Source organism: Vibrio sp. THAF64 (genome assembly GCF_009363455.1).
Classification (GTDB): Bacteria; Pseudomonadota; Gammaproteobacteria; order Enterobacterales; family Vibrionaceae; genus Vibrio; species Vibrio coralliilyticus.
The window spans coordinates 1,007,529-1,031,046 of record NZ_CP045356.1; the positions used below are offsets into that span (position 1 = coordinate 1,007,529).

26 protein-coding genes are annotated in these 23,518 nt (G+C 44.4%); 13 read left to right on the plus strand and 13 right to left on the minus strand.

Features of this window, described 5'->3' with window-relative positions; genetic code table 11:
- Nucleotides 1-99: 99 nt before the first annotated feature.
- On the minus strand, nt 100-690 hold the full coding sequence (locus tag FIU99_RS21055; protein ID WP_021458559.1) for a TetR/AcrR family transcriptional regulator: 591 nt from the start codon (nt 688-690) through the stop codon (nt 100-102).
- 235 nt (nt 691-925) lie between these two features.
- Between FIU99_RS21055 and FIU99_RS21060 the strand changes: the two genes are divergently transcribed.
- Nucleotides 926-1,948, plus strand: coding sequence for an acyltransferase (locus tag FIU99_RS21060; protein WP_006960066.1), 1,023 nt, complete (start codon nt 926-928; stop codon nt 1,946-1,948).
- A 36-nt stretch (nt 1,949-1,984) separates the two neighbouring features.
- Here the strand turns inward: FIU99_RS21060 and FIU99_RS21065 are convergent, their stop codons facing one another.
- Both FIU99_RS21065 and FIU99_RS21070 read right to left on the minus strand, forming a co-directional pair.
- Nucleotides 1,985-2,509, minus strand: a complete 525-nt coding sequence (locus FIU99_RS21065; RefSeq protein ID WP_006960064.1) for a hypothetical protein — start codon at nt 2,507-2,509, stop codon at nt 1,985-1,987.
- On the minus strand, nt 2,509-2,895 hold the full coding sequence (locus tag FIU99_RS21070) for an MAPEG family protein (protein WP_006960062.1): 387 nt from the start codon (nt 2,893-2,895) through the stop codon (nt 2,509-2,511). The genes FIU99_RS21065 and FIU99_RS21070 overlap by 1 nt, the downstream gene beginning before the upstream one ends.
- Before the next feature lie 266 nt (nt 2,896-3,161).
- Between FIU99_RS21070 and FIU99_RS21075 the strand changes: the two genes are divergently transcribed.
- On the plus strand, nt 3,162-4,469 hold the full coding sequence (locus FIU99_RS21075; RefSeq protein WP_006960060.1) for a YjiH family protein: 1,308 nt from the start codon (nt 3,162-3,164) through the stop codon (nt 4,467-4,469).
- A 65-nt stretch (nt 4,470-4,534) separates the two neighbouring features.
- Here the strand turns inward: FIU99_RS21075 and FIU99_RS21080 are convergent, their stop codons facing one another.
- The 3 genes from FIU99_RS21080 to FIU99_RS21090 all read right to left on the minus strand — a co-directional run bounded on the left by FIU99_RS21080 (nt 4,535) and on the right by FIU99_RS21090 (nt 6,200).
- Nucleotides 4,535-5,224 (minus strand): glutathione S-transferase family protein, encoded by a 690-nt coding sequence (locus tag FIU99_RS21080; protein ID WP_006960057.1) that lies wholly within the window; start codon nt 5,222-5,224, stop codon nt 4,535-4,537.
- Nucleotides 5,225-5,347: 123 nt separating this feature from the next.
- Nucleotides 5,348-5,920: an RNA polymerase sigma factor SigZ gene (gene sigZ, locus FIU99_RS21085; protein WP_006960055.1), complete on the minus strand. Its 573-nt coding sequence runs from the start codon at nt 5,918-5,920 to the stop codon at nt 5,348-5,350.
- Nucleotides 5,907-6,200, minus strand: a complete 294-nt coding sequence (locus FIU99_RS21090) for a helix-turn-helix transcriptional regulator (RefSeq protein ID WP_006960053.1) — start codon at nt 6,198-6,200, stop codon at nt 5,907-5,909. Before FIU99_RS21090 ends, sigZ begins: the two co-directional genes overlap by 14 nt.
- Nucleotides 6,201-6,435: 235 nt before the next feature.
- On the opposite strand from FIU99_RS21090, the gene FIU99_RS21095 reads away from it, so the two are divergent.
- Nucleotides 6,436-6,576 (plus strand): hypothetical protein, encoded by a 141-nt coding sequence (locus tag FIU99_RS21095; RefSeq protein WP_006960052.1) that lies wholly within the window; start codon nt 6,436-6,438, stop codon nt 6,574-6,576.
- An 85-nt stretch (nt 6,577-6,661) separates the two neighbouring features.
- On the opposite strand, the gene FIU99_RS21100 is transcribed toward FIU99_RS21095, so the two are convergent.
- Nucleotides 6,662-7,558, minus strand: coding sequence for an EamA family transporter (locus FIU99_RS21100; protein ID WP_152472529.1), 897 nt, complete (start codon nt 7,556-7,558; stop codon nt 6,662-6,664).
- A 732-nt stretch (nt 7,559-8,290) separates the two neighbouring features.
- Here FIU99_RS21100 and FIU99_RS21105 point away from each other — a divergent pair.
- Together FIU99_RS21105 and FIU99_RS21110 are read left to right on the plus strand one after the other, a co-directional pair.
- Nucleotides 8,291-9,556, plus strand: coding sequence for a RidA family protein (locus tag FIU99_RS21105; protein ID WP_006960047.1), 1,266 nt, complete (start codon nt 8,291-8,293; stop codon nt 9,554-9,556).
- Nucleotides 9,557-9,753: 197 nt separating this feature from the next.
- Entirely contained in the window at nt 9,754-10,254 is a 501-nt protein-coding gene (locus FIU99_RS21110) for an SRPBCC family protein (protein WP_006960045.1), read from the plus strand.
- A 96-nt stretch (nt 10,255-10,350) separates the two neighbouring features.
- On the opposite strand, the gene FIU99_RS21115 is transcribed toward FIU99_RS21110, so the two are convergent.
- From FIU99_RS21115 to FIU99_RS21125, 3 genes are all read right to left on the minus strand, one after another.
- Nucleotides 10,351-10,704, minus strand: coding sequence for a tRNA-binding protein (locus FIU99_RS21115; RefSeq protein WP_006960042.1), 354 nt, complete (start codon nt 10,702-10,704; stop codon nt 10,351-10,353).
- A 110-nt stretch (nt 10,705-10,814) separates the two neighbouring features.
- A complete protein-coding gene (locus FIU99_RS21120; RefSeq protein WP_006960039.1) occupies nt 10,815-11,678 on the minus strand; it encodes a hypothetical protein in 864 nt (287 codons plus the stop codon).
- Nucleotides 11,679-12,024: 346 nt separating this feature from the next.
- On the minus strand, nt 12,025-12,969 hold the full coding sequence (locus tag FIU99_RS21125) for an NADP-dependent oxidoreductase (RefSeq protein WP_006960037.1): 945 nt from the start codon (nt 12,967-12,969) through the stop codon (nt 12,025-12,027).
- A 107-nt stretch (nt 12,970-13,076) separates the two neighbouring features.
- On the opposite strand from FIU99_RS21125, the gene FIU99_RS21130 reads away from it, so the two are divergent.
- Nucleotides 13,077-14,000: a LysR family transcriptional regulator gene (locus FIU99_RS21130; protein ID WP_006960036.1), complete on the plus strand. Its 924-nt coding sequence runs from the start codon at nt 13,077-13,079 to the stop codon at nt 13,998-14,000.
- 167 nt (nt 14,001-14,167) lie between these two features.
- Nucleotides 14,168-15,247, plus strand: a complete 1,080-nt coding sequence (locus FIU99_RS21135) for a permease (protein WP_006960035.1) — start codon at nt 14,168-14,170, stop codon at nt 15,245-15,247.
- 51 nt (nt 15,248-15,298) lie between these two features.
- Here FIU99_RS21135 and FIU99_RS21140 read toward each other — a convergent pair whose 3' ends face one another.
- Nucleotides 15,299-15,670 carry a nuclear transport factor 2 family protein gene (locus FIU99_RS21140; protein ID WP_006960034.1) on the minus strand — a complete coding sequence of 124 codons (372 nt, stop codon included), beginning with the start codon at nt 15,668-15,670 and terminating at the stop codon, nt 15,299-15,301.
- Nucleotides 15,671-15,770: 100 nt separating this feature from the next.
- On the opposite strand from FIU99_RS21140, the gene FIU99_RS21145 reads away from it, so the two are divergent.
- A complete protein-coding gene (locus FIU99_RS21145) occupies nt 15,771-16,637 on the plus strand; it encodes a LysR family transcriptional regulator (RefSeq protein ID WP_006960033.1) in 867 nt (288 codons plus the stop codon).
- 105 nt (nt 16,638-16,742) lie between these two features.
- Complete coding sequence (locus FIU99_RS21150; protein WP_006960032.1) at nt 16,743-17,033, plus strand: hypothetical protein; 291 nt, start codon at nt 16,743-16,745, stop codon at nt 17,031-17,033.
- Between the two features lie 22 nt (nt 17,034-17,055).
- Here FIU99_RS21150 and FIU99_RS21155 read toward each other — a convergent pair whose 3' ends face one another.
- Nucleotides 17,056-18,015 (minus strand): sensor domain-containing diguanylate cyclase, encoded by a 960-nt coding sequence (locus FIU99_RS21155; protein ID WP_006960031.1) that lies wholly within the window; start codon nt 18,013-18,015, stop codon nt 17,056-17,058.
- 156 nt (nt 18,016-18,171) lie between these two features.
- Nucleotides 18,172-18,846: a DUF1868 domain-containing protein gene (locus tag FIU99_RS21160; RefSeq protein ID WP_006960030.1), complete on the minus strand. Its 675-nt coding sequence runs from the start codon at nt 18,844-18,846 to the stop codon at nt 18,172-18,174.
- 205 nt (nt 18,847-19,051) lie between these two features.
- Here FIU99_RS21160 and FIU99_RS21165 point away from each other — a divergent pair, with 205 nt between their 5' ends.
- From FIU99_RS21165 to FIU99_RS21180, 4 genes are all read left to right on the plus strand, one after another.
- Complete coding sequence (locus tag FIU99_RS21165) at nt 19,052-20,419, plus strand: phosphomannomutase/phosphoglucomutase (protein ID WP_006960029.1); 1,368 nt, start codon at nt 19,052-19,054, stop codon at nt 20,417-20,419.
- Between the two features lie 255 nt (nt 20,420-20,674).
- Nucleotides 20,675-21,742 (plus strand): ABC transporter ATP-binding protein, encoded by a 1,068-nt coding sequence (locus FIU99_RS21170; protein ID WP_006960028.1) that lies wholly within the window; start codon nt 20,675-20,677, stop codon nt 21,740-21,742.
- Nucleotides 21,739-22,605 carry an ABC transporter permease gene (locus FIU99_RS21175; protein ID WP_006960027.1) on the plus strand — a complete coding sequence of 289 codons (867 nt, stop codon included), beginning with the start codon at nt 21,739-21,741 and terminating at the stop codon, nt 22,603-22,605. Before FIU99_RS21170 ends, FIU99_RS21175 begins: the two co-directional genes overlap by 4 nt.
- Complete coding sequence (locus FIU99_RS21180; protein ID WP_006960026.1) at nt 22,605-23,486, plus strand: ABC transporter permease; 882 nt, start codon at nt 22,605-22,607, stop codon at nt 23,484-23,486. The genes FIU99_RS21175 and FIU99_RS21180 overlap by 1 nt, the downstream gene beginning before the upstream one ends.
- Nucleotides 23,487-23,518 lie beyond the last annotated feature (32 nt).

Genomic DNA, 23,518 nt, shown 5'->3' on the forward strand with positions numbered 1-23,518 from the left:
GGGTTCGCCTCACTAAAAAGCGAACGACCGTGCTATTTTTAGTTAATTTATTGGCCGAGCCCAGTTTATGTTCAGACTAATGGCTCAGCCAGCTAATGCTTACTTCCAGCTTGTCATCATGCGTTCAACGCCTTGCCAGAAATGTTGGTAACTCTCGTGCTCTCCGTGAATCGAATAGAACAAGTGAGCACTTAAATACAAGCCATACAACTCAAAGGTGGCCTGTTTCGGGTCAAGATCTTGGCGAAACTCACCATTTTCTACCCCTTTTGCGACCTGAATTCTCAAGTACTCGACCCAAGTCGCGATGGTTTTTTTCAAAGCTTGTTGCGTTGGGTTCGCTTCTGGATTGGTCTCTTTCCATGCATCCAAAAACATGCAACTGCCCTGAAATGAATGATTCCAACCAAGCCAATTATCCAGCAGAGTACGAATCTTCTGCTCCTGACGAAGGGCGCTGCTTTGCTCTCTCGCTGGTGCAATCACCCGTTGGGTAAAAATCAGGTTTGCATACTCCAAAACCGCGATCTGTAAGTTATCTTTGGAGTTAAAATGAGCAAACAAACCACTTTTCGACATACCGCATTGCTTGGCCAACTCACCGATCGTAAGGCTTTCCAGCCCGTTCTCGCTCGCCAATTCAAATGCCTTACTCAGGATATTGTCTCGGGTTACTTTACCTTTGCTCATCATACTCTCACTTATTCACTCTTTTTATTTTTAGCACGTTCGTACTTTTTTGCAATCTATAAATGTCTCGATAGTCAGGAATCCAGCCGATAAGTGTAACAATTGTAAGGCCTCGACCCGACTCGCAGAATTGGCTCAATATCCAAGGAAACGCCCGAGTAGTTTGACCTGACACCGCTTATCGGCATCCCAAAACTGTTAGCGTAAGCGCAAATTATTCCTTATCCATATTGCGATGAAAAAAGATAAAATTCACAGTATTGAGCTGGGTCGTGTTATTGCCATTTTTGCGATTCTCGCGATGCACTGTCAGATGTTCCTCACCTATTGGCAATATCAAGGCACGCCTTGGTTTGGCTACATTTTTAACCAGACGACGCGCTTCGCTGTGCCACTGTTTTTCCTCATAGCCGGTTACCTGATTCAACCTAAGCTCAGTGCCGCACCAATAGAAACGCTCAAGCGCTACATAACACCATTATTTAGAATTTTTGTAGTCTGGAGTCTGATATGCCTGCTGATGCCATTCAACTTCGGTGTTTTATTCGAACATGGCTACCTAGCTGAAAGACAAGGCTATTGGCACTTTCTGGCACAAAACCCGATAAACTCGCTGATGGAAGGAGGCTTGGTACACTTGTGGTTCTTGCCTGCCTTAATGCTGGCGGCAACCCTGTGTGCGTTCTTCATTCATAAAGACATGCTCGGCTGGATGCTTCCTGTCGCCGCTTTGCTCTACCTATACGGCACGCTAGCAGGCAGCTACCAACTGGTCACTGAGATGTGGGCGCCCTTTTTTACTCGTAACGGCCCGTTTTTCAGTACATTGCTGTTTACCGCAGGTTTACTCATTCGCCAGCAAAACGTTTCTGTCACTGCCAGACAAGCCTTATTCATAGCACTTTCGGGTATGGCGATTCATTTCGGTGAAGCTTACTGGCTATCAAGTTTAGGCCATACGTTTAACGAGAACGACTACCTGTTCGGCACTCTACTCTGGAGCCTCGGCTGCTTTCTTTGGCTACTCGCCAAACCAGAACTAGGAAAAGGTTGGGCGATAACATCGCTGTCAAAATATGTGCTGGCAATTTACGTATCGCATCTTCCAATGATTATTTTGATGATGAATATCACCGGGATGGCAGGCATGACTGGGGCAAGCAAAGATGCGGCAGTGTTGATCGGGACTGTTTTCTTAACCTTAACTTTCGTCACCACAATGAGCAAAACACCTCTCAGGCGCTGGCTATTCCGCTAACAAAAACGCCTCCATAATGGAGGCGTTTTTGTTTAATCAAGGCTTTCTGGCCAAGTCTCGAGCCAGAATCAAAGTCAGGCCAAAAACTTGCAAAAACAAACCAATATTTTTGTACCAAGCGATTTTCTCATTCAAAGCCGCCATCACTTCGGTAATGGTAAGATTCTTCAGATAATAATCATCAATCTGATTGCGATAACCCTGCTGAGCCTGATTAATCTGCATCATTAATGGACTCAGATTTTCACGACTGATCAGCGGAACACTTCCACCTAACCAAGCACTCAGTTGGCCTTGAAGCGCGGTTTGTAACGCATCATCGATCTTATCGTCACCGACCTGATTCAAGTGCAGCAAAATAGCCTCGCGTTTGCGCTCCAATGTTTCGACACTGCTCCAAGCGAGCTGAATCGAATAGATATTTTCGTCTTTCTGCTCTGCCAGAGTCGCAATCTGAGCACTCAACCTATCCAACACAACACTCGACATGACAATCGCGAGAATATTGAGGACTAGGCCAACCAGTACCAGAGACCAAGCGGGCGGAACTTTGAAAGGCATTACCATAATTTTCCAAAAGGCAGATAAACAAGGTTAAGGACAATAAGCACCGCCATAACCAGAAAGGTCAACTTCATACCGGTAATTCGACCTTTGAGCTTTTCAGCCAATACCGCCTTAGCATGCATGAGTCGGCCAATGACAAATACAATTCCAGCCAGATGAATCATCCAAGGGCTGGCACCGTTAAATTCAACCATTGCCATTAAGAACAAAGTGATCGGAATATAGTCCATCGCATTGCCCTGAGCACTGCGAGCGACCTGAAGGGCATTCACTCCACCATCTGCATAGGCAACTTTGGCACTGCGACGCTGTTTGATTACCTGTATCGACAGCCATATCATCAATGCGGCTAATATCGACGCGTAAAGCGCTGTAATCATAAGTATTTCTCCTTGTTACTCTGATTATTGTAGAGAATAATTTCAGAAGTTATGGAGAAAATCTTTGACGTACAACGACTCCTCAAAAGAAACTCCAAGAAATAAGATACTCTTTCATTGCTTCCGTCAGTGAGTCCGCTTCCAAAGCATGCAAAAACTCTAACTATGTTTCTCTTCAGTGAGTTGACGCTCTTTAACTCTCCCAAATGCATATATATCGTATAGAAAACGATAAAAATCATTACGTCAGTGTACTTGGGAAATCTATGAACCAGCTATTAGAACATCAAAAACCACATCTATCCTCTTGGTGCCGACTTTTCGGCCTTAGTGGTATAGGTATATTTGTCTTTTTTGCACCCATCACCATAGGTGGCTTACAGAGCATTCCGATCGACCACATCGTGAAGATTGCGCAAAACCAACTAGGAGCCAATACCTCATGGTATGCGTTGTTGATGATAACTCTAGGTGCCTTGTACCCACTATTTAACTCGGGTTGGAGAAACAATCGCACCGAGCAAATTTTTCTAATATTAAAGTGGATTGGAGTGATCGCTGGATTTTTAGCAGTCACAAAAATTGGGCCTACACAATTTCAATCTCCAGACATGCTTCCCTTTTTATTTGAGAAGTTAGTTATTCCTGTCAGTCTCATCGTCCCAATTGGGTCTATATTTCTCGCTTTTCTGGTCAATTACGGAATGATGGAATCGATAGGCGCACTAATGCAAAAAGTCATGCAACCAATTTGGAGAACCCCTGGTCGCTCTGCAATTGATGCACTGGCCTCATTTGTTGGTAGCTACTCAATTGGGCTGCTTATAACCAATAGAATGTACGTTTCTGGACATTATTCACTTCGCGAAGCAGCCATTATTGCTACAGGTTTTTCTACTGTTTCAGCCACTTTCATGCTTATTGTCGCAAAAGCCTTAAGTTTGATGGATATGTGGGCTACTTACTTTGCAGTAACTCTAATCATCACATTCTTAGTCACAGCCATAACAGCCAGGCTCCCTCCCCTATCAACGCTAAACAACGAAAAAAGCACCGAGATTCCAACTAATCGAACCCAAGTAACACTTAGATCTGCTTTAGAGGTTGGTTTGAAAGCAGCCGATGAAGCACCCAGCATTCGCGTAAGCATCATGACCAACCTTAAAGATGGCCTAATGATGACGCTTAACATTCTACCTTCAATTATGTCAGTAGGTTTTATTGGATTACTTGGAGCAAAATATACATCGATCTTTGACTGGATAGGATTCACCCTTTATCCGTTTATTTGGGTATGGGGTATCAACAATAGTGCGGAGCTCGCCAGCGCAATTGCAGCGGGGCTGGCAGAAATGTTTTTGCCTGCGTTGATAATGCAAGACACAGACCTAGTTTCTCGGTTTGTTACGGGAGTCGTAAGCGTTTCTTCTATCCTTTTTATGTCCGCATCAATCCCGTGTATTCTATCGACAAAACTCCCTCTAAAAATTAGTCACCTGATTGTAATTTGGTTCTTAAGAACAGCTTTAAGCCTCACACTGGCTATCCCAACAGCATTGATCTTGTTTGGATAATGCGTTGGGCAGACTTAGCATGAAAAATGCCCCGGTTAATTACCCGGGGCATAGCGGCAAACCAATTAACAGCAATCCGTGCCGCAACCTGAGTTGGCAGTGCAATCTTCACCTTTACCTAGGAAAGTCTGATCGGACAGGTAAAAGCCGGTAAATGCTTCTTCAAAGTCTTCTGCGACGGTTTTTTCTACCAAGCCAGACTCCAGAATCTTGTTCTGCCACGCCTGAACTTTTGGTAAACCTTCTAACATGTCAAAGCAGGTACGTGACTTGATAATGTGCGCTCGATGCAACAGCGGCAGCCAAGCCATATCCACATTACTCATCTGCTCGCCTTTAAAGAATGGCCCAGCTAACTGTTTCTCCGCCTTGGCAAACGCTTTTGCCAGCTTCTCGACACGTTCTGTCAAGGTCGCTTCATCCGCGCTGCGCATTGTACTGCACTGAACCAAATAGTGTTTTGACGCTAGATAGCTCCATGCACGATCCAATGCACGCTGCTCGTTTGTTACCCCTTGTTCAAGCGGGCCGAATTCATCTTCGATATACTCAATAATCGCATCCGATTCAAACAGCGCTGTACCGTTTTCCGCTACCATGACCGGAACCTGGCCATTAGGTGAGATATCAAGGAACCATTGCGGCTTGTTTTTCAGATCAATGTACTCAATCTCGTACGGGATCTTTTTCGCTTCCAGCGCAGCAGTCACACGTTGAACAAACGGACAAATTTTGAAGCTAACTACTTTAATCATCTTGTACACTCTCTTGTATCTTAAGAATCGATGCTTTTGCATCACTTACACCCTTAAGACGAGGCCAAGAAAAGGAAGACGATAAAACGGCGAAATTATTTTAGAAAAGTCCAACCAATAGGTTTAGCAACGACCACAACTCTCTGATTTCTCTTCACAATCGATCACATTGCCGTGCTTATCTAAAGAAAGAGAACAGCAGCCTTCGAACAATTTACGCAGCTCTGTACGGCCTTTCTGTACGCGAGATTTCAGCGTGGAGTAGCTCACACCGGCCTTCTCAGCAAGCTGTTTCTGACTTGCACCTTGCAGTTCCACTGCATCCAATAGTTCCGATTGATCGGCAGGTAACGCCTGAATGAAAGGCTTGATGCATTTCATCATGTCCTGATCGATGGACTTTTCTTGCTCTTCAAACCACAAATCATTGGCTTCCAATTCACCGTCACGCTGCTGGCGGGCTCGCTTGCGGTAAAAATCAATGATGGTTCGGTTGGCGAGCTGAAACAGCCAGGATTTGACACTCTCAGTGTCTTTGACTGTGTTCAGGTTCTGATAGGTTTTGATCAGTATCTCTTGCTGAAGATCATCGACATCATCGGGGTTACTGACTTTGGAATGAAGAAAGGACTTAACCGCTTGCTGATACTGAGTCCAGACATCTTCAAGTTTTAAGGTGGGGTTAGCAACGTTCATCAGCACAACACTCATCTTGTAAGAAACCAATCACTCCTTCTAGGCTCTCGTACTCTGCAACACAATAAAGTGTGCGGCCTTCACGACGCTGGCTGATTAAATTTGCCGATGCCAAACTGGAGATATGGTGAGACAACGTCGAGCCGGGAATATTCAGCTGTTCCTGAATCGCGCCAACGGCAATACCCTGAAACCCAGCTTTAACAACACTTTTATAGATGGAAAGACGCGTTGGGTGGCCTAGCTCTTTCAACGCTTTTGCGACAACTTCAAGTTCCATCAGTCACTCCTACATAAAACATTATTTCCAAGATAATCGAAATATATGTGTTTTGCAATGTACTCAACAGAACATCCTAATATGGGCATGCTATTTTTCAGCAGTAACTCATTAATAGTAGCCACCTAATCCTCGATTCCTGTTTTTTCGAAAACAAATCCTGAAATGAATTTCACATTTAGCCAACCCGTTTTTGATATAGTCACAAGATAACGTGCTAATTAAGGGATAAAAAATGAGAGTATCATTGATTGTGACGGCTATTGCTCTGCTAATTGGCGGCTGCTCCAACACATGGCAAGGCGTTAAAGATGATTCATCAAAAGTGTGGGGCGACACAAAACAAGCCATTCACGAAGCCACAGCCGAAGAGTAAAACCACGTCCTTTCTCAAAGCCAGTGCCTCAGAAACACTGGCTGATAGAACCATGGAAATCAACCTGTCTGGGGGATTAAAACCGCTATATCGCTCTGTGCAATCTTAGGCGCTGAGATATGAAGGTACAAAGCCTTAAGCCTAACACTGAGACTGACAATCCAAGTAAAATCAGTGCACCGCCTAGCGTCTCTAAGTCGGTTAACTGCTCATTCAAAAGCAGACTTGAGCCAACAATGCCCACCACAGGTATTAGTAATGCAAAAGGGGTAACAACAGCAGCAGGATAATTTTTGAGTAACCATCCCCACAAAGCGAAAGCAGCCAAAGTTGAGATGTAACTTACATACAGCAAAGACAGCCACGATTTCTCTGTTGTGGCTAATAATATCATCAAAGGCTCATTTGTTTCGAATAGCCAAGAAATCAAGAATAAAGGGATTGGGGGAATCAGGCTAACCCAGACCATGAAATGCAGTAAGTTCACATCACCCATTCGTTTCATGATCAGATTTGAGACTGACCAAAATGCAGCAGCACATAAAATAAGTGTTATACCTAAAGTCGTTGCGTTACCTCCCGCGGTGTAGAAGAAGAGACTGAATCCAATACAAGCTACCGCCATCCCAAATAGTTGATATCGGTTCAATGATTCCTTCCACAGCAATACGCTGAGCAAAATAGTAAACACGACTTGCGCTTGCAGTAATAGTGACGAAAGCCCCGCTGAGACATCTGACTCCATAGCCACAAACAGGAAGCTAAATTTTAGGACACCTAAAAATAACCCTACGCCTATGACATTCCATACTGATGTTTTAGGGAAAGGAACAAAAAACACTGCAGGTATAGCAACAACAAGAAATCTCATTCCAGAGAATAGGATTGGTGGGATTTCTTCAAGACCAAACTTAATAACGGAAAAGTTTAACCCCCATATCAAAACGACTAGAACAACACCTGCTAAGCTTTTGAAATCCATTTCAACCTCTTTAAGTTTTCTTATTATCTTTTTGACAGCCTATAATATACGCCTAACTTATCTTATACCTCACCCTGCATTTGCATTTACTATCAATCAACATTAAACCCAAACCTCTCCTTTTGATGGTATATATGCGAGCACTCACTACCGATTCATTAATTTAACGCTATTTTAAGCTGCTACCAATCTTACCTAAAACATGACGCCACACCAATTGTTTACATATCGAGCGTTACTAAAGATTGACAGATCATTTCCAGGAAAATCACTGTCGGTATGCCACTTCATAATAAAGCTCAGCGTTCAAGTAGCAACGTGACGGAGTTTATTCAATACCCATGAATAGTATTTATGTACCTATTTAGGAATAAACAACACCAATAAAGTGTAGAAATGATCGTATCAGCCGCATTCTTGTGAACTCATCACCAGAACAAGAAGAAACATCGGCTATCCATAAAATGTCACGCTGGTTAGCTATGCACCCCAAGTGGAATATTCCAAAAGAAATAACCACGATCGCCAACAGGAATAATTATTTCTGGATAGTTTATCTTTGATTGAATAAAAATCCTGCTTTTCTAGGCTCTACCTGCCAAATTGTATTTTGACTTTTATCACAATTGCCAGCTGTCTATTCACCTACTATCTCGTCACTCTCATCCAACACATAAACCCTACCAAAGATACAAAGATATCTACGGACAACAGAGAAGGATAAACATCGACATGAGTGGCGGTATCATTAAAGTCTCAAGAAACACCGAACGCGCACCGATCTGCGAGCTATCTTCGCAAACTGTGGCGTTTTCTCACTACAACAATATTTCGGCCCAATTGCCTGTCAGCCCAGAAACAGGAGAGATAATTGTTGGAGATATCAAGCAACAGGCGAAACAATGCCTAGAGAACATCAAAGCGATTGTTGAAAGCATCGATCACACGCTTGAGGACGTCGTAAAGATTAACGTTTTCCTTAAAAATATAAATGACTTAGACGCGGTTGATGAGGTTTATGCTAACTACTTCCAGCAACATCTACCTACACGTACCGCGCTCGCGGTTGAAGCCTTGCCGCTAAGTGATGCGTTAGTTCAAATGGATGCCCTGATCTCAAATGGTGAAGGTACGGCACCACAAGCACCTTGCAACTTGATTAAATTGTCCAGAAATACTGACAAAGCCCCAACAAGTGCGATATCGACACAAACAGTGGCCTTTTCTCACTACAACAATTTGTCGGCACAACTGCCGATAGACCCAGCCACTGGCAGCCTTATTCAAGGCGGAGTGAAAGAGCAGGCTAAGCAATGCTTAACAAACATCAAAGCCGTGATGGAAAGCATTGATGTCCCATACGATGATATCGTTAACGTACGACTCTACCTGACTGATTTGGCAAATCTGGACATCGTCAATGAGGTTTATACAACCTTCTTCCCTGATTCAGCCATCGCCCGCAGCGTCGCTTATGTACCAGCTCGAACCATCGTTTCTGCAAAAGCATTACCAATGAATGCCTTGGTTCAGATGGATGTTGTCGTTTCGCATGGTGACGGCACACCACCACAAGAAGTCGAAGACAGACACGGCATTGTCATTCGGGCCCACAATACTGACGGCGCTCCTTTCAATGCATTACACACTCACACCGTTGCGTTTTCTCACTATAACCACATCGCGGCTCAGTTACCCCTGAACCCCATAACTAATCAGTTGGTGACTGGTGGTGCGAAAGAACAGGCACAGCAATGCTTGAACAACATTAAAGCCATTATTGAAAGCATTGATCATGTGATGGATGACATTGTAAAAGTGAATATTCAACTGCGTAATATTGAAGACCTGTACATCGTAGACGAAATCTACGCAGCGTATTTTGAAGGAGATCTACCAGCAAGAACCGTCGTTGGAGTCTCTGATATTGCCATGAATGCACTGATGCAAATCGACGTCGTTGCTTCAAACGGAGAAGGGACACCTCCTAGAGGGTAGCCAATAATAACGACGCGTTTGAAAAGCCGACTAAACCAGTCGGCTTCTTATTTTAATGCGAAGACGGTACTTAGCGTCCATACTGAAATTGGTTCAAAAACGCACCATAAAGGCGCATTTTTATCTATATCGTCACATTTTTAGTCCACATATACTGATTGAACAATCTGATATGTCAGACCTAGAGGAATGTGATTATGAATATCTTAAAAGTAGTTGAAATCAATCGTAAATCATCTGATGTGTGGAAAATTGTTGCAGATCAGTTCGAACATGCGCACACGTGGATGGGGTTTGTTGTCGACTCCTATGCGCTGAAAGAAGGCAATGTCTTAGATGGCGCACCTGTTGCGGGTCGTGTCTGCGAGTTCACAGACAAGCCAAATGGCCTCAAAGCAAAAGAAAACATCTTGTACTTTTCAGAGCAGGATATGCGCTTTCAGTTTGATGTCGTGCCATTCAATGCTCCGAAAATATTTCCGGTAAAGAAAAACATTGTCACGCTCTCTGTTAAAGAAGTGTCCGCAGAAAAATGTTTGGTTACCTGGGAGTCTAATATTGAACTGTCCACATTTGGCTACCTAGCTTACCCATTTCTAAAATTAGGGCTATCAAAGAACTTTGGGCAAGTGTTAGATGACCTTCGATACCACATGGAAAACCAGAACCCAAGCTATAAATCCGTACATGCGATATAACGCTTAGTTCGTTTATCTAAGACTCAACTGTTCAGCTAATTCAGCCAACAAAAAAGCAGCGCTATACACGCTGCTTTTGGACCTACGCCACGGAATCTATCCCGCTCGACAGCCATTTGGCACTTCAGACTCTGGCATGGCTAGGCACGGAGTTATCTTATCCTCGTAGCCAATATCAAATAGCATACCTTGCGAAAGTTCACCGGCCATTTTTCTTTCAGGAAGGTTAACAACAAACAAAGCTTGTTTGCCTTCAATCTCACGTGGATTTGCTCGCTCCTGCTTGATCCCCGCCAAAATTGAGCGAGTATGATCACCAAAGTCGACTGTCAGTTTCATCAGCTTGTCTGATTTTTCAACTTCACTGACCTGTGTAATTGTACCGACTCGAATATCCAGCTTGGAAAAGTCATCATATGTAATCAAATCTTTGATTGGAGCAGGTTTCATTATTGGTTCCTTTGCATTCGCCTCAACATCACTACTAATACTCGAATTTGTCCTTCAACAAATTGATATTCGTAACAAACACCGCAAATCGTTATGTCCCTGATGCCTCTTTATAAGCTCAACGAATGCACCACTATGCCGTAAGCCGCAATCACCACGATACTTACCATGGTTTCTACCGAAATTCTTGCTGCACTGGTTCCTGTGCCCAGATAGGAGGTTTCCAGCACAATAATGTTAGCAGCAGGTGGAAGCAGACAGATTAAAAACAGCAACGGCAGTTGTTGATGCACAATCTCTGAGTTTGATATTTGGCCGATGCCAAAAACGACAAGAACCACTGTACTCAATATCACAATTCTAAATGCATAAGACTTGGTGTAAGCCAACACATCGCTTTTCTTTAAACTTGTTTCAGAAAGCCAGATACCAAGTATCATCATGCCTAAAAAGCTCATCAGGAACTTGGACACGACATATACATTGTATCCGTACACTTCGATATCGCTCCCAACTGGAATCAACAAACAACCAATAAGTAAAGCAATCACCGGTGGTGAACTCAGAATCTTTAAAATCGAGAATGCTTCTTTTTTTAGATAGTTCGCGCCAATTGAGTTACCCACAATAGAGCTTCCAATATACGCAGCTAACACGAATCTAGCAGCTTCATCTCCCAGCAATGTGTGGGCAATTGGCAAACCCAACCAACCTATATTCAGATAGCAAAAACATAAACTTCGAATTGCATCTTTTCCCATCCAGTGTCGCCAAGCGAATATCGCTAGCATAGACACCATCGTCAATGCGATAACCCATGCCATTTCCTCTAAATGAAGGGAGATGTTCCAGATGATAATTAAAGGTATCACTATCTTAGTGAGTACGAGAGATGAAAACGTTTTGACGTTTAACTGCCTTTTGCCAATCAGAATTCCAACAAGCAAATAGATAAAAGGGAGTAAAGTTGCCATTACTAAACCACCACCTTATGTTCAGTTGCCCATGCTTCAGCTCGCTTCGCCCACTGATGAGCCCATTTTTCTGAACATTGAGCGTTAAACCAAAAGGCATTAGTGGAGAACAAAACGCCCTTGTTTAGCAAATCAATTCCTTGAGTTTTAATACTTCCATATATTCCCACGGCTGATGTCCGCAATTTGATGAAAACGCGGATTTTATAAAATAAATACAAATATGCAACCAATTTAACTTAAAGAGAAAATAGCTTTAAGAAGTTCACTATAATGAAAATACGTGACACCCTTTAAAATGCAGGCATTGAGTAAAAAAGCAGCTCAAAGGAGCCGCAAGCTATATCTAATATTTCAATTTCGGATCAACGGTCAGCACAATTTTTCCAACAGCTTTGTATTGCTCAGAACGTTTATGGGCAAGCTGGATGTCCTCAAGGGGGTAGACACTATCTATCGGGATGATTAACTGGTTCACATTGAACAGGCCGAGTACTTTGTTAAGATCATCAGCGCTGTTTTCGACCCACATTCTTGTGAACGAAATACCATAAATGCCGACTTCGCCTTCTGAAAGCTCATCAAACGTAGAAACAATTCGGCCACCTGATTTAACACAAGAAACCGTGCGATGAAGCAGATAAGCACCTGCTTTTGCGACAAAAGCCAAATCGAACCTCATCGTCGAGTGCCAATCTATCAGGCTTTCATCGTGCACTTCGTCCGCCCCCAATGTTTTTATGTAGTCCAGTTTCGCTTGAGAGGCTGTAGCGACGACGTAAGCCCCAGCGGCTTTGGCTATTTGCACCGCAAATGCCCCAACACCACCAGAAGCATTATGAATAAGAACGGTTTGCCCCTGCTTGATGTGACCATGCGTATGTAATCCTTGCCAAGCAGTAACAGAGGCCAATGGCAAAGCAGCCGCATCAACAAAACTCATTCGCTCTGGTTTTGCTACTACGAGCTCTGCGTTCACCGCGATATATTCAGCGTTGGTGCCCTGCTCTGAAATAGGAGTGAAAGAAAGAACTTTGTCGCCTGGCTTAAACCCACTCACGTCATCACCAATTTGCTCAATAACACCGGAGCAATCCCAGCCTAATACCTGTGGTAACACATGTGTATCGGTATCAGCCATCATGCCATTTCGAATATGAAAATCGACTGGATTCACACCTGATGCCACGATTTTTATCAATACCTGATTGGCTGATGGTTCTGGCTTGTCCAACTGACCAACATTGAGTTGAATGACATCTCCATATTGTTTGATGAATGCTGCTTTCATAACTTTCTTCCTTATCTGTGATGAGAACAGCTTCAGTATTCAACTAATAACCTATTTCTTCTAATTAATAGTTGATATAAACATTATTCCACATAGGAATGAGTTGTATGGCTAAAATTGATTTAAATCTGATAGTTATCTTTGACGCAATCATGCGTGAGCAGTCCATCACCATTGCAGCAGAGCAATTAGCAATGACCCAGCCTTCTGTGTCGAAAGCCGTCTCTCGAATGCGCTACGCGTGGAAAGACCCTCTGTTTATCAAACATGGGAGAGGAGTCACGCCCACTCCTTACGCAAGGCAGCTCTGGCAAGAGGTAGCGGAACCTCTCAATAAGATCAGCCATACCGTTTCTCCACCTAAGTTCGATCCGATGACTTCTTCAACTCAGCTTAGGGTGGCGTTAACCGATGGCATCAGCAGTCTTTTCTGGCCACGATTGCGAGCGATCATCGAGGACAGAGCGCGAGCTATAGATTTATATGCCGTCCCTTTTCAAGGGAATGGACAAAAATTACTGCTGGAAGCTGAGGTGGATCTTGTCTTGGATTACTACCCTACGAATCACGAGCAGATTTCAGTTCAACACCTTTACGATAACCACTTTACCTGTGTCATGCGGCCAGATCATCCACTCGCAGAGCGTGCGCTTTCGTTGGAAGATTTTTGTGGGGCAGACCATTTGCTGGTCTCACTTTCTGGTGATCCAAGTGGTGCTGTAGACTCAACACTGGCTCTCAAAGGACGCCAGCGACGTGTCGCGATGACTGTCAATAGTTTTTCTGGTGCCATGGATTTATTGGAAGAGTCCAATCTGATCAGTGTTCTGCCGTTTACCGTGGCCAGCAAAGCAATAGAGAAAGGGAGACTGATTCAAAAGCCAATGCCCATTTCTGTCCCATCTCCTACCATTTCCGTCGCTTGGCACCGAAGAAATCAGCATAACCGAGCTCTGAAATGGCTGATTAACGAAGTCGAAGCGATCATTTCAACAGAGGCACATGTGTTTGCCAGTAAAGTAACTGGTTAGCGAAAAAATCCCCCTTTTAACTGATTGATATTATTAGATACGCCCTTTATTTCGATTTTTATCGAAATATTTTTCTTGATCATTTGTTTTTTATTTCTATAATTCGAGAAAAATAGAAATGAATTTGAAACGTTCAGATTCATAAAACTCGAATTTGGAGTCACCTTATGAACAATGAATTTATGTCCATGGCCAGTGAAGCACTCGATATGTTTGCCTTTCTCGCGACTGAACTAATCATCCTGTTTCTTGCCATCAGCTATATCGTTGGCGTGTTACAAGAGTTCCTTACACCAGAAAAGATCCAGTCGATCCTGAGCTCGCGTAATGGCAAAGGCTATGTCGTAGCAGCACTACTGGGCGCCATCACGCCTTTCTGTTCTTGCTCAACCATTCCTTTCCTTAAAGGTCTGCTTCGAGCGCGTGCAGGATTCGGCCCTATGATGGTCTTCCTGTTTGGTAGCCCATTGCTTAATCCAGTGATCATTGGCTTGTTTGTCGTAACCTTTGGTTGGAAAGTCGCCCTGTTCTATTTCATGATCGCTATGGTTGTGTCTGTTGTTGCGGGCTACGCATTAGAGAAACTCGGTTTTGAACGTTACGTAAAACCGGAGGCGTATCAGGCGGCAGAAGCCAGCAGTTGTGGAACAAGCTGTGGTGAAAGCAAACCTGCACCGAAGAAAGAGGGCACGTGTGGGACATCGAGCTGTGGTGAACCAGCGCCAGCAATGGCAAAAGAGTCCAGCTGCGGCGCAAGTGCAGAACCATCAGTCGGTGTTGCAAGTTGCTCAGCAGACGGCAGTGCAACCGCGACTTTAGTTGAAGAGCGTAAGCCAAATCGCTGGGTAAAAATCTGGCACTCGACTTGGAAAGACTTTAAGCAAGTATTCCCGTACCTAATGCTGGGCATTGCGATCGGCTCATTTATCTACGGATTTATTCCAACAGACTTGATTGCAGAATACGCAGGCGCGGGTAAGTGGTATGCGATTCCAGTCGCCGCCATCATCGGCATCCCACTGTACATTCGTGCTGAAGCGGTGATTCCTCTAAGTGCGGCACTAGTACAAAAAGGGATGGCGCTGGGTTCTGTGATGGCACTGATCATCGGCAGCGCGGGGGCAAGCTTAACAGAAGTGATTTTGCTTAAATCTATCTTTAAAAATCAGATGATTGCTGCATTCTTGACTGTCATCCTAAGCATGGCGATCGGCGCTGGCTTCCTATACAGCTACCTGTTTGCTTAATGTGACAAAAAGAAATCAAAAAGGGGACACGCCATGCGTATCCCCTTTTTGTTATCGTTCGCCCAGCACTTCGAATTCATCGTAAGTTAAGCGAGCTTTACCATCTTCTTGCAGTGTCCACACTTCTTTATGTACGACACCGAATGCTTTGTTCATCGTCCACTTTGACGACAAGATATAGTTATTGTCATCGACTTTTTCCCATGTCGTATCTGTGTAAGATACATCGCTAAAGCCTTGGTCAATGATGTTTTGCCAAAACGCCTGAATTTGCTCGCGACCTTCAAACGTACCAAATGGCTTGGCGATCATGGTTGTGCCTTCGGCGTATTGCTCTGCACACCCTTTTGCATCCTGACGATTAAATGCTGCTTTCCACGCTTCGATACCTGCCTGACACGCTTCTAATACTGATTGACTCATTGTGTTTCTCCTTCTTGTCTGATGGGGAGAAGTTTAGGCCTAGGATTAGCGTAGAAAAACAGATAAATTAGAAATCACTGTTTGGATAAAGAGAACAATAATGAACAAGCACAAACAAATGATGATCTTCAAAGCGATTGTCGAGGCAGGCTCGATTTCGAAGGCTGCTGAAAAATTGGAGTTGTCAAAATCAGTACTGAGTACTCACCTTAAACAACTAGAGAATGAGCTCGCGACCGATTTGTTAAAGCGCACCACTCGTAAACAGTCACTCACTCCTGCGGGCGAAAGGTTTTATCAACACTGCATCACAATGAACGACGTTATGTCGACAGCCTGGGATGACATTCGCCAATTACAAAAAGAGCCCAGCGGCAAACTGTCTATCACCGCGCCGATTGCGTTAATGGAGAGTATTGTTGTTCCTGCCCTGAGTGATGCTTTTGCTCCTTTTCCCGATGTATCACTGAACTTAGTCGCTGAAGATAAGCAATTGGACTTAATGCAACACGACATTGATTTAGCCATCCGAGTTGGCGAGTCGCCGGACAGTAATGTAAAACAAAAGCGTATTGGTCAATTTTGCGATGTGTTATGCCAGTCAGTTGAAAGTCATCAATCGCCTGAAACCGCTAAGTACATCGCCAACAACTGGCAGCCAAAAACCATCACACACCTTTTTCACGATACCAACAGCGACAATGCAACTGAGCTTACCTACCTCACCCATCATAAAGTCAACACGGTCAGTCAGGTGGCTAGCCTTATTCGGCAAGATATGGGGATTGGTTTACTTCCAGACTTTATGCTCAGCCAATATCCAGACTTGCGACCCTGTTTTAAACAAAAACAGCTGATACACAATAATGTCTATGCGCTTCATCCTTACTCCAAGTCTCCTCCAACTTCGGTGATCAGAGCCATAGATGCGATCGAGAAAAGACTGAAATCCGTGACGGAATTTTGAACAGCTGTTTAACCTGGATCAAGCTTCACGATTATTTCACCAATTGTTCAAAAACTGTGTCCTACAATTGTAAAACGCGTCAGCAAACTAGATAAGGAGGACAGCATGATTTCAACATTTAGGGATTACGAATTACAAGACAAAAACCATTTCCATGCTCATATAGAGGTCAACCCGACGGGGTTGTTAGATGTTGATATTATTGAAAAAAATGAGCATCATCAAACGGAGCTGTGTGACATCAGTTTCGAAAAGTTGGATGGTAAAACACGCATTAAAGGAAAAGAAGCACAACACCAGTGGCAGATGGATCTGGATGATAGAGATGCGACTGAGTTGCACCATCTAATATCTGAAGCTAATGAAGAATATGAGATTTTAATGCGTGATTTGTAAAGCTTGTTAGTCAGGAAAAGTGCTATTTGCTGGCGCACTTTTCCTGATACATCCGTTTGTCAGCTTCTTCAAGTAAAGAATCAATCGACATATCCGAAGACGGCTTAGCGACGACAATACCGACACTAAATTTAATCTCGTAACCTCTGTTTTCCTCATCATTAAATCGCTCAACCGATTTTCTAAACCGTTTCACCGCAATTTCAGCCACTTTTTCGGTTAGGCCAGACATGAAGACCACAAACTCGTCGCCACCAATACGGGCAAAAACATCCGAGTCGCTGAATGAACTCGCCATTAAATCAGCGAACTTCTGCAGTGCTTCATCGCCTGCTTTATGGCCTAACTTATCATTAATTGCTTTAAAGTCATTCAAGTCAAAATATGCCAGCGCGACACAAAAACCGCCCATTCGGCAATAGTCCATTGACTTCTCACTGAGTTCGAAGAAGCCACGACGGTTGGAAATTTGCGTCAGAGGATCGAGCGTTGCTTGAATGGTTGCTTCCAGCTCTTGTTCGGCCACCTTTGCCAAATCAACTAAGTCTGCCATTTGCTGCATGGTCAACTCACGCGGTTTCGTATCAATGATACATAACGTGCCGAGCTTACTCTGGTTGTGATAGACCAGAGGGACGCCTGCATAAAACCGAATAAAAGGCTCGCCCATAACAAGCGGGTTATCAAGAAAACGCGGATCTTTGGTGGCATCATTAATAATGAAAGGGCCGTCATCATTAATGACATGTCCGCAAAACGAGACATTCCTTGCGGTTTCACGAACAGGGAGGCCAATACATGACTTAAACCACTGACGATGGTTATCTACTAAACTCACTACCGCAATCGGCACATCAAACAAATGCTTCGCAATACGGGTGACACGATCAAAACGTTCTTCAGGTTCGGTATCGAGAATATCAAGAGAATGAAGGTCTTTGATTCGTTGTGCTTCGTTATCAGGAAAGTCAGGCTCTTTCATCAGTACTGCTCTTTAGAAATGATTAACTATGAGCTTAGCACTCAACGCTCAGCTTGCTGAGTTTGAACGCTATTGATGAATACTTGAGTAAAAAACTGTGATATTTAGCTGAATATCAAGGTAGCGGCGCAATGAGTCACGCCGCCAAATCCATGTTTAGGATAAGGTTAATAGTGGTTCAAACTTAAACATATCATCAAAGCGACAAAATTCTACAGCGCCATGTTTCAGTCGACCAAAGGACTGAGAAAAGCGCTCTGAGATACGTTCAGCAACTTGCTGCAACTCGACCTTTTCACTCTCTTCAAGCTCCATAATGCGATAGCTGAGCGTGATGTGGAAATGATAATCGTCAAACTCAGGCATGTTGATGCCCGTTGATGCTCTTAGTTGTTCACGGCAATTTTTCAGGGCCAGATCTGATTCGTCCGTCGCCGGTTTAATTCGAATTGACGTGCCACCAACCGGGCAGTTATAGACATAATCAAACATCATTTCAAAACCTGAGTGGGCCCCGATCTGGCTCACTGCGCTAGCAAAAAAATCCGTAGTTTGAGCTAAAGGCGCGTCAAGGGGCAATTTGCTGGTCCACTTCTCTGGCTGCCTGACCTGATCACATACACCTTCAAACACCGTCATATGCATTGAAGAAATCGGCAAAAACGAAAACTTAGCAGCACATTGCATCGCTTTAAGCTGGCTTTGTGCCCACTCAAGTTCAGCAATTAAATCAATAGATTGATCAATATGACAGATGAAAGTGTTGCCGGGGAAGTGTCGGACTGTACCGTCTTGATTAAATTTGACCCCAACCGCTGGTGCATAGTTCATGAGTAGCTCTCCGCATAATTTTCGATATATACTACCCCCAATAAGTTAAGTTAGTTAAGTTAATTTATTCAAAAAAGTAAAATTGTGAGCTTTACAGGGAATTGGTTCCCTTTATTGGCGACAAACCATTACCCAGATAAGCCCACCAACCTGTCAGACAGGCAGGAAAGCTAATCAATAATGCACTGATATATAAGGGTAATGAATGGAAAAGCTAACATGCTTTAAAGCCTATGATATTCGAGGCAAACTCGAACAAGAGCTCAACTACGATGTGGTGTATCGTATCGGTCGGGCATTTGGTCAATATCTGAGTGCCAAGAAAGTCGTGGTTGGCGGTGACGCGAGAGCCACCTCTGAACCACTTAAACTGGCACTGTCCGATGGCTTGATTGATGCCGGTGTCGATGTCATCGATCTTGGCCTGACGGGCACCGAAGAGATCTACTACGCCGCACAAGTCATGGATGTAGACGGTGGCATTGAAATTACCGCCAGTCATAACCCTATAGATTACAACGGCTTAAAGTTAGTTCGGGAAAATGCCAAACCCATCAGTGGCGATACTGGCTTAAAAGACATTCAGGTATTGGCAGAACTGGCTGAATTTATTGAACCAGTTCAAAAAGGCCGCTACCAGCAAGCCTCTCACCTCAACGAGTACACCGAACACCTGCTCAGCTATATCGACAAAGACCATATCAAGCCACTGAAGCTGGTCGTGAATTCAGGTAATGGCGCCGCTGGACACGTGATCGATGCTTTGGAAGAGCGCTTTCAGCAACTGCAGATACCAATTGAGCTCATTAAAATTCACCACGAGCCGGACAGCAATTTCCCCAATGGCATTCCGAACCCTCTGCTCCCTGAAAACCGCCACGCTACATCATCCGCAGTGCTAGAGCACAGAGCCGATATGGGCATCGCTTGGGATGGTGATTTTGACCGCTGCTTCTTGTTTGATGAGCAAGGCCAGTTTATCGAAGGCTACTATATTGTTGGCCTACTGGCAGATGCATTTCTTGCCAAGCACCCCGGTGCAAAGGTGATCCATGACCCTCGCTTAACATGGAATAGCATCGATATAATCGAGCGAAGCGGTGGTGAAGCGGTCATGTCCAAAACAGGCCACGCCTTTATCAAAGAAAGAATGCGCAGTGAAGACGCGGTCTATGGCGGAGAAATGAGCGCGCATCATTACTTTCGTGATTTCGGATACTGTGATAGCGGCATGATTCCATGGCTACTGGTCAGCGAACTTATCTGTCGCAAGGGCCAACCTCTGTCGAACTTGGTAGCTGAGCGCATCGCAGCCTTCCCATCTTCTGGTGAAATCAATTCAACATTGGATAACCCAAATCAAGCTATTCAACGTATCAAGGCCATATTTGAGCAAGACGCACTCACCGTTGATTACACCGATGGTGTCAGCATGGAGTTTACCAACTGGCGCTTTAATCTACGTAGTTCCAACACGGAGCCAGTCGTGCGCCTCAACGTTGAATCCAGAGCAGACGTGGAACTGATGAAAGTAAAGACCGAACAAATTTTAATCCTATTACAGTCAAAGTAATCTCTCACCATAGAGCTGTCGAATAGACAGCTCTATTCTTTCATGCAATTAAATTAACACCTTTAATCAATATCGCCATTTTCCCCTAACAAGATCACATTTCTGCGCTCTTTTATTCAGTAAAACCCTAGCAAAGCTTAAGTCGTGAACACTTTCACAAAAACATTAAATTAACTTAGTTAATATAATTGTCATATTAGCTCTCTACTCTACGCGTTGATGCTAGAACAACTTCGACAGGAAAAAGGCAATCGAATGTCACGACTAGAACTTAAAAACATCTGTAAGAACTTTGGCGATTTTGTAGCGTCAAAAGACATCAGCTTTATTGCAGAAGAAGGGGAAATGGTTACCCTTCTGGGTCCATCCGGTTGTGGCAAGACAACACTGCTCAAGATGATTGGTGGATTCCACACGCCTGATTCTGGCGAAATCATCATTGGCGACGAGGTGGTCAATACGGTTTCTCCAGAAAAACGTAACACCTCAATGTGTTTCCAGTCTTATGCCTTATTCCCTCACTTGAGTGTTGATCACAATATCGCTTTCGGTCTCAAGCAGAAGAAAGTCAGTAAGCAAGATCAAATCACCCGCGTAGAAGAAGCTGTCACTCAGGTGGACCTAGATGAACACGCACACAAGATGCCAAGTGAGCTTTCTGGTGGTCAGCAACAGCGTGTTGCACTGGCGCGTGCGATGGTAACTCGACCAGCCGTTATCCTTTTCGATGAGCCTCTGTCTAACCTAGATGCCAAACTACGTGAATCGGTTCGTTTCGAAATTCGTGAACTGCAAAAGCGATACAACCTGACTGCCATCTACGTAACCCACGATCAGGCCGAAGCACTGGCGATGTCGGATAAGATTGTGGTTCTGAACAAAGGCCGTATTGAACAGATTGGTTCGCCAGAAGACATCTACTACCGTCCGGCTAACCGATTTGTCGCCGATTTCATTGGCGCCGCTAACATTATGCCTGCACAGGTGAAGTCCCTAGATCAGGACAATACCTACCAAATTGACACAGAACTGGGGCAATTCGTTGTTGAATCGGATGAGAGACCAAAAAGCGAATATATCTATGTGAGCTGGCGTCCGGAAGATGCCGAGATCGCCACCAGCGAATGTGAGAATAGCTTTGCCGCTAACGTACAGAAAATGGCCTTTATGGGCAATGTCACTGACTTGGTGCTACAGCCAGCGGAAGGTTCAACTATGGAAGTGCGAGTTCAATTACCGAAGAAGCCGGTATTTGATGATCAATCACTGAACTTCTCCATTCCAAGAAAAGGCATTCGTTTCCTAGAAGAGGTCAGCGCATGAACAAAAACATCGCAAGCTGGAAAGTGTGGCTGATGCTGCTTCCCGGCGTTGGCACCATCATGCTTTTGATGGGTTCCACCTTCTACATGGTGGTCGCACAAAGTCTGGGCTTCCACAATATGATGGGCGAAAGTGGTTTCTCCCTCACTTTCTGGCAAGAAGCATTGGCCGACGCCAAACTACACAAATCTCTGATTTACTCAGTCAAAGTCTCAGTGATTGGCGCACTTGGCGCCGTAGCGATGGCCTATCCTCTGGTACTGTGGCTACGTAAACCGTTCCCAGGCTCAACCACCATCACGGGTGTGTTAAGAGCACCTATGTTCATCCCAGGCTTGGTAGCAGCTTTCCTTCTGGTTAACGTGATCTCTTACCACGGTATTGTTAACCAGATGCTCATGGCTGTCGGCATTACAGATAAACCGATTCGTATGCAGAATGACGATTTCGGCTGGGGCGTAATCATGCTGCAAATCTGGAAACAGTTGCCATTTGCCATGATCTTGTTGGCGGGTGCAGTGAACTCCATTCGAAATGACGTGCTTGATGCTGCCTCTGATCTAGGTGCTTCAGCTTGGAGCCGCTTTAAAGGCATTATATTCCCGATCTCTATTCCATCGCTTCAGGTGTCACTGATTCTGATCTTTATCGGCGCACTGGGTGATTACTCGTTCTACTCCATCGCGGGCCCGAAGAACACCTATTCACTATCGATGCTGATGCACATCACATCGACAGAATTTATGGAATGGAACAAAGGCGCGGTTATCGCTGTGATCATAATGGTCACCGCAGTTGTCGCTGCTCTGGCTATCTCTCTATTAACTGCTCCACTCGCTCATAAGAAAGGGAGATTAAAATAATGACTTCTCTGGTATCGAAAGCTTTGCCAAACAGCAGCAAACCGAAAGTAAAAACCGCCAATGGCAAGCTGATCAATAAGATCGCCATCGGTCTGTTTATTGCGGTCAACTTCTTCTGGTTGGGTGTTCCTTTCATCATGGCACTATTGTGGTCTCTGGTTGACCCTGAGCACCCTTGGAGCTACCCAGATGTGCTTCCACAGGTTCTTTCATTTGGCCGCTGGACAGACATGTGGGAGAACTCAGGCCTAGTTGAAGCGCTGCAAAACAGCTACACCATTGCTCCAGCGGTTGCGATTCTGACCGTACTACTGGCCCTACCGACCGCTTACGCGTTAGGCCGTATCGATTTCAGAGGCAAACGCGTGGCGGAAGTCATCACGCTACTGCCACTGGTTATGCCTGGCATGATCATCGGTGTCTTCTTCAGTTCGATGTTAATTGCCCTTGATTTTTCAAACGCCTACGTCGGTATCGTTATTGGCCACACTGTTCTGGCGTTGCCTTATGCGATCCGTATTCTTTCGGCGAGTTTTAAAAGCGTACCGCAAGACTTGATCGATGCGAGCCGCGACTTGGGTGGTAACTCTTGGACGACATTCAAAAACGCTTACCTGCCAATGCTGAAGCCTGGTCTGCTAGCGTCACTGATCTTCTGTCTGGTGATCAGTATTGAAGAATTCAACATTGCCTTTGTACTGGGTTCACCGGATTACGTTACCGTTCCAACCATTTTGTACTCCTACTTAGGTTACTCCTTTATTCGTCCGAACGCGGCGGTGGTCTCTCTGATATTGGTGATTCCTAACGTGATTCTGATGCTAATTATTGAACGCCTGCTGAAAGGTAACTATCTGGCAGAGTCGACAGGCAAAGCCTGATCCATAACGAATGTACCCCTAAACATAGAAAT

What these genes read in the sequence shown, in the direction of transcription:
- FIU99_RS21055 (WP_021458559.1), bottom strand. Translation starts at nt 690, where the DNA reads ATGAGCAAAGGTAAAGTAACCCGAGACAATATCCTGAGTAAGGCATTT.
- FIU99_RS21060 (WP_006960066.1), top strand. Translation starts at nt 926, where the DNA reads ATGAAAAAAGATAAAATTCACAGTATTGAGCTGGGTCGTGTTATTGCC.
- FIU99_RS21065 (WP_006960064.1), bottom strand. Translation starts at nt 2,509, where the DNA reads ATGCCTTTCAAAGTTCCGCCCGCTTGGTCTCTGGTACTGGTTGGCCTA.
- FIU99_RS21070 (WP_006960062.1), bottom strand. Translation starts at nt 2,895, where the DNA reads ATGATTACAGCGCTTTACGCGTCGATATTAGCCGCATTGATGATATGG.
- FIU99_RS21075 (WP_006960060.1), top strand. Translation starts at nt 3,162, where the DNA reads ATGAACCAGCTATTAGAACATCAAAAACCACATCTATCCTCTTGGTGC.
- FIU99_RS21080 (WP_006960057.1), bottom strand. Translation starts at nt 5,224, where the DNA reads ATGATTAAAGTAGTTAGCTTCAAAATTTGTCCGTTTGTTCAACGTGTG.
- sigZ (WP_006960055.1), bottom strand. Translation starts at nt 5,920, where the DNA reads ATGAACGTTGCTAACCCCACCTTAAAACTTGAAGATGTCTGGACTCAG.
- FIU99_RS21090 (WP_006960053.1), bottom strand. Translation starts at nt 6,200, where the DNA reads ATGGAACTTGAAGTTGTCGCAAAAGCGTTGAAAGAGCTAGGCCACCCA.
- FIU99_RS21095 (WP_006960052.1), top strand. Translation starts at nt 6,436, where the DNA reads ATGAGAGTATCATTGATTGTGACGGCTATTGCTCTGCTAATTGGCGGC.
- FIU99_RS21100 (WP_152472529.1), bottom strand. Translation starts at nt 7,558, where the DNA reads ATGGATTTCAAAAGCTTAGCAGGTGTTGTTCTAGTCGTTTTGATATGG.
- FIU99_RS21105 (WP_006960047.1), top strand. Translation starts at nt 8,291, where the DNA reads ATGAGTGGCGGTATCATTAAAGTCTCAAGAAACACCGAACGCGCACCG.
- FIU99_RS21110 (WP_006960045.1), top strand. Translation starts at nt 9,754, where the DNA reads ATGAATATCTTAAAAGTAGTTGAAATCAATCGTAAATCATCTGATGTG.
- FIU99_RS21115 (WP_006960042.1), bottom strand. Translation starts at nt 10,704, where the DNA reads ATGAAACCTGCTCCAATCAAAGATTTGATTACATATGATGACTTTTCC.
- FIU99_RS21120 (WP_006960039.1), bottom strand. Translation starts at nt 11,678, where the DNA reads ATGGCAACTTTACTCCCTTTTATCTATTTGCTTGTTGGAATTCTGATT.
- FIU99_RS21125 (WP_006960037.1), bottom strand. Translation starts at nt 12,969, where the DNA reads ATGAAAGCAGCATTCATCAAACAATATGGAGATGTCATTCAACTCAAT.
- FIU99_RS21130 (WP_006960036.1), top strand. Translation starts at nt 13,077, where the DNA reads ATGGCTAAAATTGATTTAAATCTGATAGTTATCTTTGACGCAATCATG.
- FIU99_RS21135 (WP_006960035.1), top strand. Translation starts at nt 14,168, where the DNA reads ATGAACAATGAATTTATGTCCATGGCCAGTGAAGCACTCGATATGTTT.
- FIU99_RS21140 (WP_006960034.1), bottom strand. Translation starts at nt 15,670, where the DNA reads ATGAGTCAATCAGTATTAGAAGCGTGTCAGGCAGGTATCGAAGCGTGG.
- FIU99_RS21145 (WP_006960033.1), top strand. Translation starts at nt 15,771, where the DNA reads ATGAACAAGCACAAACAAATGATGATCTTCAAAGCGATTGTCGAGGCA.
- FIU99_RS21150 (WP_006960032.1), top strand. Translation starts at nt 16,743, where the DNA reads ATGATTTCAACATTTAGGGATTACGAATTACAAGACAAAAACCATTTC.
- FIU99_RS21155 (WP_006960031.1), bottom strand. Translation starts at nt 18,015, where the DNA reads ATGAAAGAGCCTGACTTTCCTGATAACGAAGCACAACGAATCAAAGAC.
- FIU99_RS21160 (WP_006960030.1), bottom strand. Translation starts at nt 18,846, where the DNA reads ATGAACTATGCACCAGCGGTTGGGGTCAAATTTAATCAAGACGGTACA.
- FIU99_RS21165 (WP_006960029.1), top strand. Translation starts at nt 19,052, where the DNA reads ATGGAAAAGCTAACATGCTTTAAAGCCTATGATATTCGAGGCAAACTC.
- FIU99_RS21170 (WP_006960028.1), top strand. Translation starts at nt 20,675, where the DNA reads ATGTCACGACTAGAACTTAAAAACATCTGTAAGAACTTTGGCGATTTT.
- FIU99_RS21175 (WP_006960027.1), top strand. Translation starts at nt 21,739, where the DNA reads ATGAACAAAAACATCGCAAGCTGGAAAGTGTGGCTGATGCTGCTTCCC.
- FIU99_RS21180 (WP_006960026.1), top strand. Translation starts at nt 22,605, where the DNA reads ATGACTTCTCTGGTATCGAAAGCTTTGCCAAACAGCAGCAAACCGAAA.